The sequence below is a fragment of the Photobacterium damselae genome, from assembly GCF_003026815.1.
GTDB lineage: Bacteria > Pseudomonadota > Gammaproteobacteria > Enterobacterales > Vibrionaceae > Photobacterium > Photobacterium damselae.
Genome location: NZ_PYOG01000020.1, coordinates 15,996 through 34,232, shown reverse-complemented (window position 1 = coordinate 34,232; position 18,237 = coordinate 15,996). Strand labels below are relative to the sequence as shown.

At 43.0% G+C, this 18,237-nt stretch carries 14 protein-coding genes; 10 read left to right on the top strand and 4 right to left on the bottom strand.

The features are described 5' to 3' along the window. Nucleotides 1–3: 3 nt before the first annotated feature. From CTN07_RS15690 to CTN07_RS15670, 5 genes are all read left to right on the top strand, one after another. Entirely contained in the window at nt 4–1,422 is a 1,419-nt protein-coding gene (locus tag CTN07_RS15690; RefSeq protein ID WP_005301281.1) for an FAD-dependent oxidoreductase, read from the top strand. Nucleotides 1,423–1,548: 126 nt separating this feature from the next. Beyond that, nucleotides 1,549–2,247, top strand: coding sequence for a 5'-methylthioadenosine/S-adenosylhomocysteine nucleosidase (gene mtnN, locus CTN07_RS15685; RefSeq protein WP_005301283.1), 699 nt, complete (start codon nt 1,549–1,551; stop codon nt 2,245–2,247). Further along, entirely contained in the window at nt 2,247–3,206 is a 960-nt protein-coding gene (locus CTN07_RS15680) for a cobalamin biosynthesis family protein (protein WP_005301285.1), read from the top strand. The genes mtnN and CTN07_RS15680 overlap by 1 nt, the downstream gene beginning before the upstream one ends. Continuing rightward, nucleotides 3,207–4,040: a vitamin B12 ABC transporter substrate-binding protein BtuF gene (gene btuF / locus CTN07_RS15675; RefSeq protein ID WP_005301287.1), complete on the top strand. Its 834-nt coding sequence runs from the start codon at nt 3,207–3,209 to the stop codon at nt 4,038–4,040. Between the two features lie 116 nt (nt 4,041–4,156). Next, nucleotides 4,157–4,771 carry a TRIC cation channel family protein gene (locus tag CTN07_RS15670; protein ID WP_005301289.1) on the top strand — a complete coding sequence of 205 codons (615 nt, stop codon included), beginning with the start codon at nt 4,157–4,159 and terminating at the stop codon, nt 4,769–4,771. 83 nt (nt 4,772–4,854) lie between these two features. Here CTN07_RS15670 and CTN07_RS15665 read toward each other — a convergent pair whose 3' ends face one another. Both CTN07_RS15665 and tyrS read right to left on the bottom strand, forming a co-directional pair. Next, nucleotides 4,855–5,460: a DedA family protein gene (locus CTN07_RS15665; RefSeq protein WP_005301290.1), complete on the bottom strand. Its 606-nt coding sequence runs from the start codon at nt 5,458–5,460 to the stop codon at nt 4,855–4,857. Between the two features lie 100 nt (nt 5,461–5,560). Then, complete coding sequence (tyrS, locus tag CTN07_RS15660) at nt 5,561–6,748, bottom strand: tyrosine--tRNA ligase (protein ID WP_005301293.1); 1,188 nt, start codon at nt 6,746–6,748, stop codon at nt 5,561–5,563. Between the two features lie 127 nt (nt 6,749–6,875). On the opposite strand from tyrS, the gene CTN07_RS15655 reads away from it, so the two are divergent. Beyond that, on the top strand, nt 6,876–8,177 hold the full coding sequence (locus CTN07_RS15655; RefSeq protein ID WP_005301296.1) for a peptidoglycan DD-metalloendopeptidase family protein: 1,302 nt from the start codon (nt 6,876–6,878) through the stop codon (nt 8,175–8,177). A 107-nt stretch (nt 8,178–8,284) separates the two neighbouring features. Here the strand turns inward: CTN07_RS15655 and erpA are convergent, their stop codons facing one another. Beyond that, entirely contained in the window at nt 8,285–8,626 is a 342-nt protein-coding gene (gene erpA, locus CTN07_RS15650; protein WP_005301299.1) for an iron-sulfur cluster insertion protein ErpA, read from the bottom strand. Between the two features lie 61 nt (nt 8,627–8,687). Then, on the bottom strand, nt 8,688–10,088 hold the full coding sequence (gene clcA, locus CTN07_RS15645; RefSeq protein ID WP_005301302.1) for a H(+)/Cl(-) exchange transporter ClcA: 1,401 nt from the start codon (nt 10,086–10,088) through the stop codon (nt 8,688–8,690). Between the two features lie 360 nt (nt 10,089–10,448). On the opposite strand from clcA, the gene hemL reads away from it, so the two are divergent. The 4 genes from hemL (at nt 10,449) to CTN07_RS15625 (ending at nt 18,128) form a co-directional block, all read left to right on the top strand. Beyond that, nucleotides 10,449–11,741, top strand: a complete 1,293-nt coding sequence (gene hemL, locus CTN07_RS15640; protein ID WP_005301305.1) for a glutamate-1-semialdehyde 2,1-aminomutase — start codon at nt 10,449–10,451, stop codon at nt 11,739–11,741. A gap of 373 nt (nt 11,742–12,114) precedes the next feature. Next, a complete protein-coding gene (locus CTN07_RS15635) occupies nt 12,115–13,203 on the top strand; it encodes an AI-2E family transporter (RefSeq protein WP_005301309.1) in 1,089 nt (362 codons plus the stop codon). Between the two features lie 199 nt (nt 13,204–13,402). Then, nucleotides 13,403–14,422 (top strand): 16S rRNA (guanine(1207)-N(2))-methyltransferase RsmC, encoded by a 1,020-nt coding sequence (gene rsmC / locus CTN07_RS15630; protein WP_005301311.1) that lies wholly within the window; start codon nt 13,403–13,405, stop codon nt 14,420–14,422. Nucleotides 14,423–14,735: 313 nt separating this feature from the next. Further along, nucleotides 14,736–18,128 carry a hybrid sensor histidine kinase/response regulator gene (locus CTN07_RS15625; protein WP_005301312.1) on the top strand — a complete coding sequence of 1,131 codons (3,393 nt, stop codon included), beginning with the start codon at nt 14,736–14,738 and terminating at the stop codon, nt 18,126–18,128. Nucleotides 18,129–18,237 lie beyond the last annotated feature (109 nt).

Here is an 18,237-nt window from a genome sequence, read left to right as displayed (position 1 = left end):
GTTATGAGTCAGAATATCTATCAATTTGTTGATGTGGCACGTATCGATCCAACCAAAAAGCCACTGAAGATCCGTAAAATTGAGTTTGTTGAAATTTATGAACCCTTTACGCAACTGCAAGCCAAAGCTCAAGCAGATCGTTGCTTAGACTGTGGTAATCCCTATTGTGAATGGAAATGCCCAGTTCACAACTACATTCCCCAATGGCTAAAACTGGCCAACGAAGGAAAAATCATTGAAGCTGCCGAGTTATCTCATCAAACCAATAGCTTGCCAGAGGTTTGTGGCCGAGTTTGCCCCCAAGATAGGTTGTGTGAAAGTGCTTGTACCTTAAATGACGATTTTGGGGCCGTGACTATCGGTAATATTGAAAAATACATCACAGATAAAGCGTTTGAGCTCGGTTGGAAACCCGATTTAAGTCATGTTGAGTGGAGCGATAAAAAGGTCGCCATCATAGGTGCCGGTCCCGCAGGTCTCGCTTGTGCTGATATTCTAGTACGTAACGGAGTGAAGCCAGTTGTGTTTGATAAATACAGTGAGATCGGTGGCTTACTGACCTTTGGTATCCCTGCATTTAAACTCGAAAAAGAGATCATGATTCACCGCCGCCAACTGTTTAGTGAGATGGGCGTTCAGTTTGAGCTCAATACCGAAATTGGCCGCGATATCGAATTCTCACACATTATGACGCAGTTTGATGCCGTATTTTTAGCCATTGGTACTTACAAAAATATCCGCGCAAATCTTACTAACGAAGATGCTGATGGCGTATTGGATGCTTTACCTTATTTAATTGCCAATACCGAGCACCTGCTCCAACCTAGCACTCGTCAACACGCCAAGCTATCGATGCAGGGTAAACGTGTTGTCGTTCTCGGTGGTGGCGATACCGCGATGGATTGCGTTCGTACGGCTATTCGCCAAAATGCTCATGATGTAGTGTGCGCTTATCGTCGTGATGAAGCCAATATGCCCGGCTCAAAGCGCGAAGTACAAAATGCCAAAGAAGAAGGTGTCCGCTTTCTTTTCAACCTGCAACCTATCGCCATTGAAACCAATAGCCAAGGTCAGGTTTCAGCCGTCACGGTCGTTAGTACCCAACTGGGCCAACCCGATAGTGCAGGACGCCGCCGACCAGAAATAATTGCTGGCAGTGAGCAACACCTTCCCGCCGATGCTGTCATTATGGCTTTTGGTTTTCAGCCTCATGCCACACCTTGGTTAGACAATTTTGCAGTAGAAAAAGATCCTCAAGGCTGCATTATTGCCCCAGCTGACGGTGATTTTGCTTACCAGACAACCAATCCGAAATTGTTTGCAGGTGGTGACGCTGTGCGAGGCTCAGATCTGGTAGTCACCGCCATTGATGAGGGACGAAAAGCGGCTCTGGGTATTTTGGACTATTTGGATCTGAACTGAATAAATCACAGATAAAAATCCTTGGTATAACTTGGTTGGTCGTTAATAGCTTGGTTATCGTTAATATCATGGGTAAAATAATGCCAAATGCCTTTGGGCTTAATTGAACAACAAAGAGAAATCACCATGAAAATCGGTATTATCGGTGCAATGGAGCAAGAAGTTGCGATCCTAAAAGATCAACTAACAGATTGCCAAACTCACAATAAAGCGGGCTGTACTATCTACACAGGTCGTCTAAATGGCGCAGAGATCGCCCTTCTTCAATCAGGCATCGGTAAAGTTGCAGCGGCAGTAGGCACTACGATTCTTCTTGAAGTATTCCAACCAGATGTTGTGATTAACACAGGTTCTGCTGGCGGTTTTGATTCAAGCCTAAACGTGGGTGATGTGGTTATTTCAACTGAAGTTCGTTACCACGATGCTGATGTGACAGCATTTGGTTATGAGATGGGTCAAATGGCTCAACAACCAGCGGCGTTTATTTCTGATAGCAATCTAATGGAAGTGGCAGAGCAAGCACTAGCAACCATGACTGATACTCATGCGGTTCGCGGCCTTATCTGTACTGGTGATGCTTTTGTCTGCACAGAAGAGAAGCAAAACTTTATCCGCACTCATTTCCCTACTGTAGTTGCGGTGGAAATGGAAGCGGCGGCTATTGCTCAGGTTTGTCACCAGTTCAAACTGCCATTTGTTGTTGTACGTGCAATTTCTGATGTGGCAGATAAAGAATCACCAATGAGCTTTGATGAGTTCTTACCGCTGGCTGCACAAAGCTCATCGGTAATGGTGGCAAAAATGGTTGAGCTACTAAATCAATAATGACCTCATCTTGGTTTGATTTAGCCATCAACAATAGCTCCCTACTGATTATGTGGGGAGCATTGCTATTACATTGGGTTCTCCCCATCCCAACAGCAATACATCCTCTTACGATCTGGCAGCGCCTAGCCGTTATGATCGCCGAAAAAGTCAATCATTCCAACGACAGCCCAAAGCAACAAACACTCGCAGGCTCTTTAGCATGGTTCACGTTGTGGGGGTTGGCCTTGATCTTTTTTATTGCCTTATATCAGTTAGTTCAACTCGACAGTGTCTTTCAACTGACCTTACTGTGGCTGGCTCTTGATTGGCGAAGTATTGATGAATTTGGTCAACGGTTTACTCAAGCTTATCAGCAAGAAAACAAACCACTGTGCCAACACTTACTTGCCCCTTGGGTTCATCGCAATGTTGCACCGCTATCTCTGTTAGGACTAGGCAAAGCAGGAGCTGAAACCTTATTAGTGGGGTATGGGCGTAATGTAGTTACAGTGCTCTTTTGGTACTGCATTGGCGGCGGGCTCGGAGCCCTCTTATATCGCCTAGCTTCAGGGCTTGCCCGAGCATGGTCACCAACTCGAAGTCAATTTCAATTTTTTGGTCAAACAGCCAGTAAGATAACCGCGTTACTGGATATTGTTCCGATGCGAATCTTCTCGCTGCTACTTTGCTTTGGCAATAACGGCAAACAGGCACTTCAAGGGTTGCAGCAACAAGGGGAAAACTGGCTCTCTCCCGGTCCGGGATGGCTTCTGATTGCCTCTGGACACAAACTCAGTATTGCCCTCGGGGGACCGGCTCTGTATCACGATAAAAAACGTGAACGCCCTCGAATTGGTGGCCGTATTGCTCCAGCTGGTTTCCATCTAGAACAATTACTGTTGTTATTACGCCAACGCCTACTGGTTTGGCTGCTATTACTCAGTATAACTTTAATTATTTTTCATTTAGGGGGTTAAGTGCGCCGTTTTGGTATCACCCTGTTATTACTTTTTAGCTCTATCTCTTGTTGGGCAAATTCATCCGTTCAGCGCATTATTAGTCTATCGCCCCATACTACTGAGTTAGCCTTTGCCGCAGGCCTTGGTGATAAACTCGTTGCGGTTAGTGAATACAGTGATTATCCAGCTCGTGCACAAAAACTCGAACATGTTGCCAATTATAAAGGGATCAAACTAGAACGCATCTTAGCGCTCAAGCCGGATCTGGTTCTGGCTTGGAAAGGGGGAAATCCACCGCGAGAAATGGAAAAATTGGCGCAACTTGGCATTCCAATCTTTTACTCAAATCCGGTTAAATTAGAAGATATTGCAAACAATATTCGTCTATTAGGCCAATATGCTGATAACCCCTCTCAAGCAGATCTTAGCGCTACCGCTTTCCAAAATCAGTTGGAGTTACTAAGAAAAAAATATCATAACGAAAAAAGTGTCAGTTACTTCTATCAGCTCAGTGACCAACCACTGATGACGGTAGCAAAAGGAGGCTGGCCAAATCAGGTCTTTGCTTTATGTGGCGGGAAAAATATTTTTGCCGATAGTACCGTACCCTACCCACAAGTAAATACAGAACAAGTGGTTGTGCGCCAACCTCAAGTAATTTTTGGCACCAGCCACTCCAATACCGACCTTAGCCGTTGGCAGCAGTGGCAAGGAAAAATCCCAGCGGTTGATCATCATGCTATCTATCGTTTAAACAGTGATTGGTTAAATAGGCCAACGCCACGCACATTGCTGGCAGTCCAACAAGTGTGCGATTACTTGGATCAGGTAAGAAATTCCTCACACCAATAAAATAGTAAAACCTGTGTGAAAAGCCTCACAAAGCAATCATTCTCGGTTGTACTCAAAAAATTAACTCGTAAAATCGTCACGCTTTTTTTACTAAATTTAACCTCGTAGGTACAAACATGCTTATCTATATCCTCGATATGTTTGGCACAGCTATTTTTGCTATATCGGGCGTATTACTGGCAGGGCGTTTACGAATGGATCCCTTCGGTGTGGTTGTACTTGCTAGTGTAACTGCTATTGGGGGCGGTACCATTCGTGATATGGCTTTGGGAGCAACGCCAGTATTTTGGATTCACGATACCAACTATTTATGGGTAATTTTTATTACCTGTATTGTTTCCATGTGGGCAGTACAACAGCCAAAAAAAATGCCATGGTACTTTTTACCGGTGGCAGATGCCATTGGCTTAGCAGTCTTTGTTGCTATCGGCGTTGAAAAGTCGCTACGTTTTGGTGCATCCCCAATGGTTGCGGTGATTATGGGTGTGATTACAGGCTGTGGTGGCGGAGTTATTCGTGATGTTCTCGCTCGTGAAGTACCAATGGTGCTGCGTACTGAAGTGTATGCGACTGCGTGTATTCTAGGCGGTATTATTCATACTTCAGCCTTAAGCTTAGGTGTTCATGCTGATGTTGCAGCATTTGCTGGAATCATCACCACGTTAACAATTCGACTTGCGGCAATTCGTTGGCATCTATCACTACCCGCTTTTGCTTTGCGCAGTAGCTAAAGACAAAACGCTGGGCTGACACAATAAATCTTTGGTGTTGGCTCCAGCGTTTTCGTTATCAGTAACAATGTATATCAGCTCGATTATTTCATGCTGCGACGACGATACAGTACAATCAGCGTAAAAATACTCACCAAAATAGCAGCAACTGCAACCCAGCATTGTGTTTGATACTTGTGATAAAACGCCAAAATAGATCCCATTTCATCGCGCAAATACGCAGGTGCAACGCCAAAGACTAATACCCACACGGTTACAGCAATAAAGTTACCTAAAAAGAACAATCGAGCTGGCATTTGGGCAATACCGCAGCCTAAACACATAAACTGCTTTATCCCCTCGACAAATCGACTGATCAATAACCCTAATACACCATACTTATCAATAAACTGATGAAGCTTCTCTAGGGTATTTGGCTTGATCCATTGTTTATGAACCAAGATATGGCCAAACTGACGACCAATCACATAACCTAAAGTATTACCAATAAAGCTACTCATCCAGCCAACCAGTAACACCACAGGAAGAGACATCTTGCCACTGGCTGCTAATAAACTCGCCACAATCAATAATGATTGCCCTGGCGCTGGGATCCCCATCCCTTCAATTGCTACCGCCAAAGCTAAAACAAAATAACCATATTGCTGCAGTAAAGGCGTTAGTTCAGTAATAATGTGCTCAATAGACATGCTTTATAACGATAAATAAGAGGTCATGGCTAGATACTAGCGGATAAAAAAAAAGAGTGCCATCACAGCACCCTTTTTTTCATTGTGTTAGCAACACGGATTATTTTAGTGTTACACGCGCAAATTTACGTTTACCAACTTGGTATACTGCTGTACCTGCCGCTGGTGTTAGCTTAGTATCTTCGACTTTTTCGCCATCGATCTTCACTGCACCTTGACGGATCATACGCATCGCATCAGACGTTGAGTTCACAAGCTCTGCATCTTTTAGCAAGTTAGCAATTGGCATACCTGCTTCAAACTCAAACTCAGGCATCTCTTCTGGCATATTACCTTTTTGGAAACGGCTGATGAATTCTTGCTCTGCTGCGTCAGCATCGGCTTCAGAGTGGAAACGAGCAATGATCTCTTTTGCTAGTAGGAACTTCACATCACGAGGGTTCTTACCATTTGCAACATCTTGTTTAAACTGTGCTAGCTCTTCTAGAGGACGGAAAGACAGTAGCTCGAAGTAGCTCCACATTAGATCATCAGAGATAGACATGATCTTACCAAACATTTCGCTTGGCGCATCAGCAACACCGATGTAGTTATGAGCCGATTTAGACATCTTCTTCACACCGTCTAAACCAACAAGTAGAGGCATAGTAAGAATAACCTGAGGCTTCTGACCGTATGATTTTTGCATTTCACGGCCCATTAGTAGGTTAAACTTCTGGTCTGTACCACCTAGTTCAACGTCAGTTTTCATTGCTACTGAGTCATAACCTTGTAGCAGTGGGTACATGAACTCGTGAATTGCGATAGGACGGTTTTCGCCATAACGCTTTTTAAAGTCATCACGCTCAAGCATACGTGCTACTGTTTGGTTAGATGCAAGGCGGATCATACCTTCTGCACCTAACTCAGATAGCCAAGAAGAGTTAAACTCAATCTTAGTTTTTGCAGGATCTAGGATCTTAAATACCTGCTCTTTATAAGTTTCTGCGTTTGCCAGCACTTGTTCACGAGTTAGCGGTGGACGAGTAACGTTTTTACCCGTTGGATCGCCAACCATACCAGTAAAATCACCAATCAAGAATGTTACTTCATGACCTAGTTCTTGGAATGTGCGTAGTTTATTTAGAATTACAGTATGGCCTAAATGAATATCTGGTGCTGTAGGATCGGCACCTAATTTGATTCGTAGAGGACGGTTTTCTTTTAATTTAGCAATCAGCTCTTCTTCAGGAATCAGCTCATCAACACCGCGTTTAATTTCCGCTAGTGCTTGTTCAATAGTGGCCATTCTTGTTCGCTCCCACAAAATTGGCAAAAAGTAATAAGATACCATCTTACTTGAATAGCGATGTATTTTGAAACCAGTTAGACTCAAGAGAGTTTATTTTTTCTATTCTGATGATAAAAAGACACGCATGTTAGGAACAACTGTTGCTCGTCTGCCAAGGATGCACAAAATTTTAATCGCCACTGTTGCTATCGGAATGGTGATCGTTGGTCTATGGCCTACCCCCTCAACCGAATCTCATTCTGCTAAAACCAATAAAGAAGCTAAGTATAAAGTTGGGCAACATTACCCGCTCTATATTGCCATCACCGATAATGACGATAGACCGACGACAAATTTAAAAAATCAACTCGACTGGCGATACCACACCATTCGTCGCGGGGAAACGCTGGCTATTGCTTTTGATAAGATGGGGCTATCAGGCCAAGAATTACATCGATTATTACAAGATGATAAAGGGGCAAAACAATTAACTGAACTTACCCCAGGCGATACCCTAGAATTTGGTTTTGAACCCAGCGGTCAATTGACTCATATAACCTTAAAACAGAGCCCAATTAAAACGTTAGTGGTTGAGAAACAAGATGATGGTCAGTTCGAATCGCGAATAGAGCAAAAGGCTGTTGATACCCACACCAATTTTGCTCAAGCAACTATTAGCTCAAGTTTTTGGAGCGCGGCCGACAAAGCTGGACTTACCGCAAATCAGATTATGGAAATTGCTGGAATCTTTGGCTGGGACATCGACTTTGCCTTAGATATTCGAGCTGGAGATAAGTTTGCCGTTCTCTATGAAGAGCATTTTGTTGATGGTGAAAGAATTGATCGCGGAAATATTTTAGCGGCCACTTTTACTAATATGGGTCAAACATTTACTGCGGTGCGAAGCAAAGACGGCAGTTATTACAGTCAAGATGGTGAAGCGATGCGAAAAGCCTTCTTACGCTCACCAATAAACTTTCGCTATGTAAGTTCAAACTTTAATCCGCGCCGACTTCACCCGGTTACAGGCAAAGTAAAAGCACATCGCGGCACCGATTATGTTGCCCCTATTGGTACTCCGATCTGGTCAGCCGGCGATGGTATCGTGATGGAATCAAGCTACAACCGCTTTAACGGTAACTATGTTTTTGTCCGCCACAGTTCCAAATATGTGACTAAGTATCTGCATATGACAAAACGCAGTGTTAAGAAAGGACAACGTGTTAAACAAGGTCAAGTAGTTGGTACATTAGGTGGGACAGGACGAGTAACAGGTCCTCACCTTCACTATGAATTTTTAGTAAATGGGATACACAAAAACCCAAGAACCGTACAATTACCGCAAGCAGAGGCATTACACGGTAAGAAGAAAGCCGAATTTAAGCAGATGGCGAACAAACGCATGGAGCAAATAAGCTTACTTAAAACTTTGTATGCTTATAACTAATCCAGCGCAATAAAGCCAACACAATGAAATAGATAAGAAAAATGCCGCTAAGAGTTACCCTAGCGGCATTTTTTTATTCGGTTATAACACCCAATATTAACGTTATCTTATACGCTAAATGATGCGCCACAGCCACAAGTTGTCGTTGCATTCGGGTTATTCACGAAGAAACGAGAGCCTTCTAAACCATCAGTGTAATCAACGGTTCCGCCAATTAAGTACTGTAGACTCATTGGATCGACAACCAAGGTTACACCACAGTTTTCAATAACCATGTCGCCTTCATTTACTTTCTCATCAAAAGTAAAACCGTACTGGAAACCACTACAACCACCGCCTGTAATATAGACACGTAGTTTTAGATCTGGGTTCTCTTCTTCAGCGATAAGCGTTTTCACACGACTCGCAGCAGCATCAGAAAAATTTAGCGGCAAAGCTGCTTCGCTCATTATTGTAACCTCTCAAACACTTGGTAATTACTGCCGATTATCTAATACCTGACTACAGTGTTCAAGTATTGACCGTATCAGATGCTGGATCTTGGCGTAATTTTTCTTTCTTAATGGTGCGATGGAGCAATTGAGAATAAATTGGCTGACCACCTAACATCTGGGCAACTAGAGTCGCACCAAGTGAGGTAATGATCAATGGTAAAATCAGATCATAGTTATGAGTCATCTCAATCACAAGCAAAATGCCGGTAATTGGAGCACGAACGGTTGCAGCAAATAAAGCCCCCATACCAGCAATAGCAAACATACCTGGGTTTAAACCCAACTCTGGATAGTAGCTTTGTGCAATCGTGCCGAAAAATGTACCGAACAAGGTTCCCAAGGCCAGCATAGGGGCAAAAATACCACCAGGAGCGCCAGAGCCAAAACACAATAATGTGGTCACCATCCGGGCTAAAAATAGCATCAGCAACATACCGATACCATAATCACCATTGGTTGCATTAGGAATGATACTGATACCACCGCCAGTCAGTTCTGGTAGATAAAGAAGCAGTAAACCAAATGAACCACCAAGCATTGCACCCGTTAATAAAAAGCGCGGGAAATTGTTGTGGTGCAGATGAGCAAACATATCTTGAGCTAAAGTGATCAGGCGATTAAAAATAACCCCAAATACACCAAAAACTAGCCCTAATACTAAGAATAGCCACAGCGCATGAATGGTGGGTGCATCATATTGTGGCATGGTAATAACAGCAGACTGACCTTTAATCGCACGAAATACGATGTCTGCCATAATAGCCGAAATCATCACACACTTAACCGAGATTAAGCTGTAGCGAAATTGAGGACGCATTTCCTCAACGACAAACATAATACCAGCCATCGGAGCATTAAATGCCGCGGCCAAACCACCTGCGGCACCGGCAGCTAATAATGCGTGACGTCCTTCTTTATCTTTAAGGCGGAAAATATCTGACACCATACGGCCAATATTACCACCCATTTGCACGGTTGGGCCTTCACGACCTAGCACCATACCCGATCCTAGCGCACCTAAGCCGCCAAAGAATTTAACCGGAATGACTCGCCACCAGCGTACTGGGCGAAGTTCATCCATTGCACCTTCAATTTCAGGAATACCAGAACCGCCCGCTTCAGGAGCAAATCGGATCACAAGGTAGTAACCAATCACAGCCAAAACCGCACTAACAATAAAAGCACTGAGCCAAAGCGGTAATGCACTGCTGATTTCATGACGTAACCATTCGGTTCTCTGCTCTGAAACCCAGGTAACCCCCATCTCAAATAAAGTGCCGATTAAACCGGCGAGTAGCCCCACAAGAGCTGAAAGTAATAGCACCGATACCGGTGTTTTATCACGATTGAGAAAGCGCCGTACTAAACCACTAGGTTGAAGACGCTCCGGAGTAATACCTTGCGTAGAATCAGACATTATTAAACCGTACTTTGAAAAGGTCACGCATATGCGAAAAAAACAGATAGGAAGTGACAAAAAATTGTCTTTATTAGGATAGTTGACTATGTGTTTTTTTTACACAATCAATGATGGAAAATAGCATTTCATCTGTGACTTATTTGGCAAAATAAACACAATTTGATCACATCATCTCAGGTTTAGGGCTAACACAATTTAAAGTCGCAAATTTGTGCAATATTTAGGTACAATAAACCCCAATATTGCACTTAATCGAGCGCAACCTAACTAAGTGATTCACTTAAGGTGTCGTGCTTAGACAGAACAATTTGATGGGCTAATAATAACCACGCCCGTTTCCAACAATAGGACAGCACAATGAGCAAATCATCAGATTTATTTGCTAAAGCGCAGCGCACTATCCCTGGCGGCGTAAACTCTCCTGTACGAGCTTTTGCAGGTGTTGGCGGTACTCCACTATTTATTGAGCGTGCAGATGGCGCGTACATTTTCGATGCTGATGGTAAAGCGTATATCGACTATGTTGGCTCTTGGGGTCCAATGATCTTAGGTCACAACCACACTGCAATTCGCGACGCTGTTATTGAAGCTGCTCGTAATGGCTTAAGCTTTGGTGCCCCTACCGAGATGGAAATCACCATGGCAGAAATGGTTTCTCGTCTTGTGCCGTCGATGGAAATGGTACGTATGGTAAGCTCTGGTACTGAAGCGACCATGAGTGCGATTCGTCTTGCTCGTGGCTTTACAGGTCGTGACAAAATCATCAAGTTTGAAGGCTGTTACCATGGTCACGCCGACTGCCTATTAGTAAAAGCAGGGTCAGGCGCATTAACACTAGGTCAACCAAGCTCACCAGGTGTACCTGAAGACTTTGCTAAGCACACTCTAACTTGTACTTACAACAATCTAGAATCAGTTCGTGAAGCGTTTGCCTCTCACCCAGATCAAATCGCTTGTATCATCGTTGAGCCAGTGGCAGGTAACATGAACTGTATCCCTCCAGTTGCAGGCTTCCTTGAAGGTCTACGTGAGATCTGTGATGAATTTGGCGCACTGCTTATTTTTGATGAAGTGATGACAGGTTTCCGTGTTGCAACAGGTGGCGCGCAAGGTCATTACAATATCAAGCCAGATCTAACGACTCTTGGTAAAGTGATCGGCGGCGGTATGCCAGTTGGTGCATTTGGTGGTCGCCGTGAAGTGATGGAATACATTGCTCCAACCGGTCCAGTATATCAAGCTGGTACTTTATCCGGTAACCCAGTCGCAATGGCAGCAGGTCATGCGTGTCTAACCGTACTAACTGAAGAAGGTAATGAAGCGCGTCTAGCAAACACCACTAAACGTCTAGCCGAAGGCTTTAAAGCAGCAGCTGATAAACACGGTATTCCACTATTGGTTCACCAAGTTGGCGGTATGTTTGGTTTCTTCTTTACCGATCAAGAGCAAGTGACTTGTTATGAAGAAGTCGCTAAGTGTGATGTTGAGCGCTTTAAGCACTTCTTCCACCTAATGTTAGATAAAGGTGTTTACCTAGCACCATCAGCATTTGAAGCCAGTTTTACATCACTAGCACACAACTCTCGTGAAATTGATGCAACACTAGAAGCGGCTGAACTAAGCTTTGCTGAACTGGCGAAAATGGCTTAATTCCATCTAACAGTTGTTGTCATTATATATGTATATAAATCCCTCTAGTACAGAGGGATTTTTTATTTATCAGTAAGTTAGAAATACAAACTTACTGCCAAAAGTAGATAGCCAGCAGAGCTAAAGCACCTAAGATAACCAAGGCCCAAGGCACCTTACGCTTTTTCTTACTATCACATCCACAGTCACAACAACCCATGTTTATCTCCTTTTTATGAGTCCTCAGTCGCTGAATTGCGCTGATTTATGGGGAGACATGCTCACTTTTATTCTACTTAAACTAATCAATGCTATTATAATGCACAACGTTTTGTAGATTATTATGTCTCGTCACTCATTTATGGTGGCGATTCTTTTGTTAAGGATACCAATAGTGTCTCAACCATTTAAAGTAGAATCGCGTCATTGGATGTTGGTTGTTGCCTTAGTTATCGCCGGTTATGCCAGTTATCGCATTATCGAGCCGTACTTAGGCCCAATCATTATGGCCGTTATTATTTCATTACTGTGCCACCCAATGCATGAGAAAATCCGAGGCAAGATGCCAGGCAGCCCAAATATTGCCTCCTTGCTCTCATGTACTCTGCTCACCTTTATCATCATGATCCCGATGCTAGTGGTGTTCTCATCTATTGTTCATCAGGGTACGACTTTCTCTAAAGAGAGCTACACTTGGTTGACTGACGGTGGTGCCAAAGAGCTATTTGCTCATCCATATGTACAAAAGTCTTTCGCCCTTATCGATAAATATTCACCATTTAAGAGTATTGATCCACAAGAAGTGCTACAGAAGATTGCATCTATCGCCTCTCAACTCGGTTCAACACTGTTGAATGTGAGTACCAAACTATTAGGTGATGTAACTAACTTCTTGATGAGCTTCATTTTAATGTTGTTTGTTCTGTTCTTCCTACTGCGTGACCACGACAAAATGGTTGCGACTGTGCGTAATGTACTGCCTCTATCTCGCAGCCAAGAAGATGCACTTTTTAGCGAAGTTCAAACTGTTGCAAAATCAGCGGTTCTCGGTTCATTTATGACCGCATTAGCGCAAGGTGTCGCTGGCGGTTTTGCTATGTGGTTGTGTGGCTTCCCAGGCCTGTTCTGGGGCTCAATGATGGCCTTTGCCTCTTTCATTCCCGTTGTTGGTACGGCACTTATCTGGGTTCCTGCAACCTTGTATTTACTGCTACTAGGTCAATGGGAATGGGCTCTATTCCTAACTGGTTGGGGAATTATTGTGGTTGGTTCAATCGATAACGTATTGCGCCCACTACTGATGCAAGGTGGTGATTCAAATATGAATACCTTGCTGATCTTCTTCTCAATTCTTGGTGGTCTACAGCTATTTGGTTTAATCGGCCTAATTTACGGTCCAATCATCTTTGGTGTGACTTTAGTGCTATTTAAACTGTATGAAATTGAGTTCAAAGACTTCCTTGAGCATCAAGATCGCAGCTAAAACATATTGAGGGATATTTTCATGATCCCCTTTGATAACTAGAGTATCTTTCAGACCTAGATATCTAAAACAAACAGCCAGAGTGTCACAACTCTGGCTGTTTTGATCTAACTCTAAGCCGATAGCTCGCTTTTCATTATGCGGAATTTGTGGAACAATTCGCGACCACATTTTCGCTGTTTTATTTAGAGGTCATCTCATGTCTTACTCTGCTGCGAGTCAAGTCGTTGCTCGTCAAACTGCCTTCTTTGAAGATCGCAAAGTTCTGGTTGTTGGTGAACTCAACGATAGTTACCCAGCTGAATTAGTTGGCGTGGCGCAATCTGTCGCTATTTTTACGACCAACTATGGCTACTACAGCGAAATGCAACGCTATCAAAAAGTAAGTAGTTACTTTGGTGCTGAACTGACAGCTGATCTCGATATTGACATGGTGTTAGTCTACTGGCCGAAGGCAAAAGCTGAAGCTGACTACCTACTGACTATGTTAATTGACAAATTTGGCGTTGATACAGAATTTTGTATCGTCGGTGAAAATCGCTGTGGCGTGCGTAGCGCAGAAAAGATGTTTGCTCAATATGGTCCAATCACCAAATATGATTCTGCTCGTCGTTGCAGTTTCTACTGGGGTAAATGTGACCAAAAAGGCAAACCTTTCGTTGTTGCCGAATGGTTCCGCAGTTACCCAATCTCCATTGCAGGGGTAGAACTAACGGTTCGTTCACTACCAGGTGTCTTTAGTCATGGTGAATTTGATAAAGGTTCTGAGCTACTGCTTAACAACTTACCGCAACTGCATGGCAAAGTATTAGACTTTGGTTGTGGTGCTGGCGTTATTGGTGCGGTAATGAAAGCCAAGTACCCAGAGATCGATGTTGAACTGTGTGATATCAGCGCTCTTGCAATCGAATCAGCTAAAGAAACATTTAAAGTCAATAACTTAACTGGTTCATTTACGGCAACAGATGTATATAAAACCTTAACGGGCCCTTATCAGTTTTTGATCAGTAATCCGCCATTTCATGCTGGTTTAAAAACATTTTACGCAGCAACAGAAAACTTCATTGCTCAAGCTCCTGAGTACTTAGCAGAAAATGGGCAGTTAGTGATTGTTGCCAACAGCTTTTTACAATACCCACCATTGATTGAACAAAGCTTAGGTCAATGTGAGGTTACAGCAAGCACCAATAAATTTAATATTTACAAAGCGGTACGTTAATTCTTACGCTAAATGTATTTCGAGAGCAGAGAAGTTCTGCTCTCGTCTAAATATACGTCAATTTTGCCAACCCTTTCCCCGTCAATTTCGTTAATTTTGTGCTATCACACGCGCTTCATCGGATCCAACCTTGATTCTGGTAGTATTCCTCGTAACACTATTCATATAAAGTTCAGCTCATATTCTATCGTTGTTAAAAACGTTAATTTACGTTCAGCTTTAACATATCTTAGATAACCAGCTGCATGATGAACCCGGCATAAGTAATTTTGCCGCTATTTACGTTTAATCAAATTCAGTTTCAGGCACAGGAATGCAAACAAAACAACGATTTAAACGTCTTCAGCATACATTAATGCTGGCTTTTCTTGTTCTTAGTATTACGCCATTAACTCTCTCCGCACTGTATTTCCTCAACTCACACTCCAAGGATTTGGCAGAGCAAAGCACATCACATTTGGCGTCTCTTCTCGAGAATAAGAAAAAACAACTAAGCCAATTTTTTGCGGCTAAAGAGTCTGAGGTGCAAAGTTTTGCTCGTTCAGAGCTTGCTAATGCCAGTGGTGGCCGCTTCTATGGGTTAGTAGGGGCTTACCATCAATTAGGTAATATCAATAACCTGTTAAATGGCCTGACGCGAGATCAGTATTTTAAAGAGATTCTCACGGCAAAAGGGCAAAAAAGTACCACCAACAGTGCCAGTTATGTCGGCCATGAGCGCTATCGTTTAATGTATAAGCGTTATAACTGGGCATTTGATGAATATCTTAAGCGCTCAGATTTTAGTGATATTTTATTGGTTGATTTAAAAGGTAATGTGGTCTATTCAGCGAAAAAACCACAGTACTTTGCTTTAAATCTTGCTTCAGGCAAGGGAGCCTTAAAAGGGTTACAGCCAACTTTCCAAGCCATTAGCACTCAAGCGCAACAGCTAAAACAAGACCAAGAAGTCGTCCCCGTTGCTTTTGCCGATTTTAACCTAGGAGGCAATAATCAGTCAGAACAAGCCTGGTTTGCCGCCCCTATCATTCAGCAAGGGTATTTACACAGCTACGTATTTTTCCAGCTCGATATCAATAAAATCGCAACCTTACTGGCCGATAAACCGCAAAATGGGCAAACGGTGCAAACCCTATTGGTAGGCCAAGATCATCACATGCGCTTACCCAATAGTGGAGATTTGCCACAACAATTGATCAGCCCAGCCATCAACCAAGCACTTGCTGGTAAAACTGGGGTAGGCAGTTTGCTTAACTACAATAATATTGCCGTACTCAGTGCCTTTACTCCGATTAAAATCTTTAACCACACCTGGGCATTGGTAGTTGAATTACCCGAAAAAGAAGCATTTGCTCGTATTCACCAACTCGAAAAAATCTTTTTTGCAGCCATGCTTACTGCCATCGTATTGGTGATTTTAGCCGCTCTTTGGTTATCAAACTCAATAACGGCTCCCCTATTACGCTTAACTTGGGCATCTGAGCGAGTCTCTGCAGGCGATCTAGAACAAAAAATCGAAGGAACAGAACGTAAAGATGAAATTGGTCGTCTTGCCACTAGCTTTGCTCGAATGCAATGTTCTATTCGGGAAAAAATGAGTTTAATTAGCAAGCAAAATCAAGAGCTTGAAAAAAACATTCACGTAATCAAACAACAAAATGATGATCTACAAACCGCCGATAAACTAAAAGATGAGTTCTTAGCGACGACTTCACATGAGTTGCGAACCCCTCTTCACGGGATGATTGGGATAGCCGAATCCTTACTTGCTGGAGCAAATGGACCAATGCAAGGAGCCCAACGCCGTCAATTGGAAATGTTGATCAACAGTGGGCAGCGTCTAACAAACTTAGTTGATGATTTACTTGATTATCACAAAATGCGTTATGGCGATCTCGATATTGATAAACATGCAGTCGATCTTGCCAGCGCTGTTCGGTTAGTCCTTGAATTATCAGGCCATTTATTGGGAACCAAACCGGTTCGAATCATTAACCAAATACCCGCTGATTTACCTTTAGTTCAAGCCGATGAACAACGCCTAGAGCAAGTGCTGTATAACTTGGTTGGTAATGCAATCAAATATACCTCTGAAGGTAAGATTGTGCTTTCTGCAACAGTATTGGAAAACCAAGTTCGCATTCAAGTGGTTGATACAGGACAAGGAATTCCGGCAGAACAACTTGAACACATCTTTGAACCATTAGTTCAAGCCAACACCAATCATGCTAACTATCGTCAAGGAGCGGGCCTTGGTTTAACCATTAGCCGTCAATTACTGGAGTTAATGGGTGGTCGCCTGTACGTCAGCAGTCAGCCAATGGTGGGAACTACCTTTAGTTTCACCCTAAACATCGCCTCCGACGAACAAATTCGCCAAAGCCATGATCACGGTAAAATTCATCACTTCCAAGCTCCATTGTGTGATGCCACTCCGATTGAAATGGCAAATTTACCTGAAAACTTAAATGGTGAACTACTACTCGTGGTTGATGATGAACCCGTTAATCTTCAGATACTCAATAACTTCCTAAGACTTGAAGGGTATCGAGTTCTCACTGCAGAAAGCGGAAAACAGGCCCTTGAGTTAGTACAAAGCCACAAACCCGCACTGATTTTACTCGATATTATGATGCCAGAAATGAGTGGTTATGAGGTTTGTAGCCAATTGCGCCAACAATATACCCCATTAGAACTACCGATCATGATGCTATCTGCATTGGGGCAAGTTAAAGATCGCGTTAAAGGTTTTGAATGCGGCGCCAATGATTACCTAACAAAACCTTTTAATAAAGAAGAGCTTACCGCACGTATAAAAGCTCATCTTCAAGCGGGGAAAACTGAATTTGAGCGAGAAAAAAATCGTCAATTAGCTCAAGAAATTCACCAACGTAAGCAAGTTGAGTTAAGTTTACTTGAGACCCAAACTCGATTACTTGGCCTATTAGAATCCACCACCGAAGCCATTTTATGTATTCAAAATAGTGGGCGAATTCGTTATGCCAATGACGCTGCGGCTAAATTATTTAAACGCACCCCAGAGCAATTGGAGCGCCACTCTATCGATGAACTACTGCTAACCCACCTACCTGATGAGTTACAAAATAATCATCATTACAGTGGTTCACTGTGTTTCAAAATTGGCGAACAACAACAAAACCTTGCTACCGATATCCTCAATTTGCCAGAAGAGTCTGGACTTAAGCAGATGTTTATCTTCGGCAATAGCGGGCCATCGCCACAGCAACGAGTACAAATGCTTGAAGAAGCTATTGATGTTTTATCGAGCTATGCTTTTGATGGTGACAAAGACAACTTACAACAATTGCGTGAGCTAGGTGGAGAATTCACCAGACTGGCAGACAAATTGGGTAATGATGCCCCTAATAAACAAGATATTTTGCGCGAATTGCTGGTTGATGCCATGCGTACAACGCTTGAGGTTTGGGAGCAAGATACGAAAAAAACCAAGTTTGATTTAGCCGAAGAGAGTGGATTATGGCGTGTTTATCTCGATCGCAGTACGCTACAAACTCGCACCTTAGATAAATATCTCCATGTTGAGACTCTTCCTAAAACGCCGCGTTGGCGCACGGTTATTAGCACCATAGACTATGTTCTTGATAAAGGCAGTGCTCAAAATATCCAACATCAACAGCTGAGCCAGATGCGAGATAAATTGCAGAACTTATTACGAGCAAGTTAAACCACAGCGATTTAATATCGCTCCAAACAGACGCTCTAGGATTCTCTCTAGAGCGTTTTTTTATATCCCTTCACCCTCAAAGTAATAGGCAGAACACCCACGTATTTAA

Excerpts from the sequence above, each read along its gene's own strand:
- CTN07_RS15655 (WP_005301296.1), top strand. The coding sequence starts at position 6,876 with ATGTTAGGAACAACTGTTGCTCGTCTGCCAAGGATGCACAAAATTTTA.
- rsmC (WP_005301311.1), top strand. The coding sequence starts at position 13,403 with ATGTCTTACTCTGCTGCGAGTCAAGTCGTTGCTCGTCAAACTGCCTTC.
- CTN07_RS15690 (WP_005301281.1), top strand. The coding sequence starts at position 4 with ATGAGTCAGAATATCTATCAATTTGTTGATGTGGCACGTATCGATCCA.
- mtnN (WP_005301283.1), top strand. The coding sequence starts at position 1,549 with ATGAAAATCGGTATTATCGGTGCAATGGAGCAAGAAGTTGCGATCCTA.
- erpA (WP_005301299.1), bottom strand. The coding sequence starts at position 8,626 with ATGAGCGAAGCAGCTTTGCCGCTAAATTTTTCTGATGCTGCTGCGAGT.
- CTN07_RS15665 (WP_005301290.1), bottom strand. The coding sequence starts at position 5,460 with ATGTCTATTGAGCACATTATTACTGAACTAACGCCTTTACTGCAGCAA.
- clcA (WP_005301302.1), bottom strand. The coding sequence starts at position 10,088 with ATGTCTGATTCTACGCAAGGTATTACTCCGGAGCGTCTTCAACCTAGT.
- CTN07_RS15680 (WP_005301285.1), top strand. The coding sequence starts at position 2,247 with ATGACCTCATCTTGGTTTGATTTAGCCATCAACAATAGCTCCCTACTG.
- tyrS (WP_005301293.1), bottom strand. The coding sequence starts at position 6,748 with ATGGCCACTATTGAACAAGCACTAGCGGAAATTAAACGCGGTGTTGAT.
- CTN07_RS15670 (WP_005301289.1), top strand. The coding sequence starts at position 4,157 with ATGCTTATCTATATCCTCGATATGTTTGGCACAGCTATTTTTGCTATA.
- CTN07_RS15625 (WP_005301312.1), top strand. The coding sequence starts at position 14,736 with ATGCAAACAAAACAACGATTTAAACGTCTTCAGCATACATTAATGCTG.
- hemL (WP_005301305.1), top strand. The coding sequence starts at position 10,449 with ATGAGCAAATCATCAGATTTATTTGCTAAAGCGCAGCGCACTATCCCT.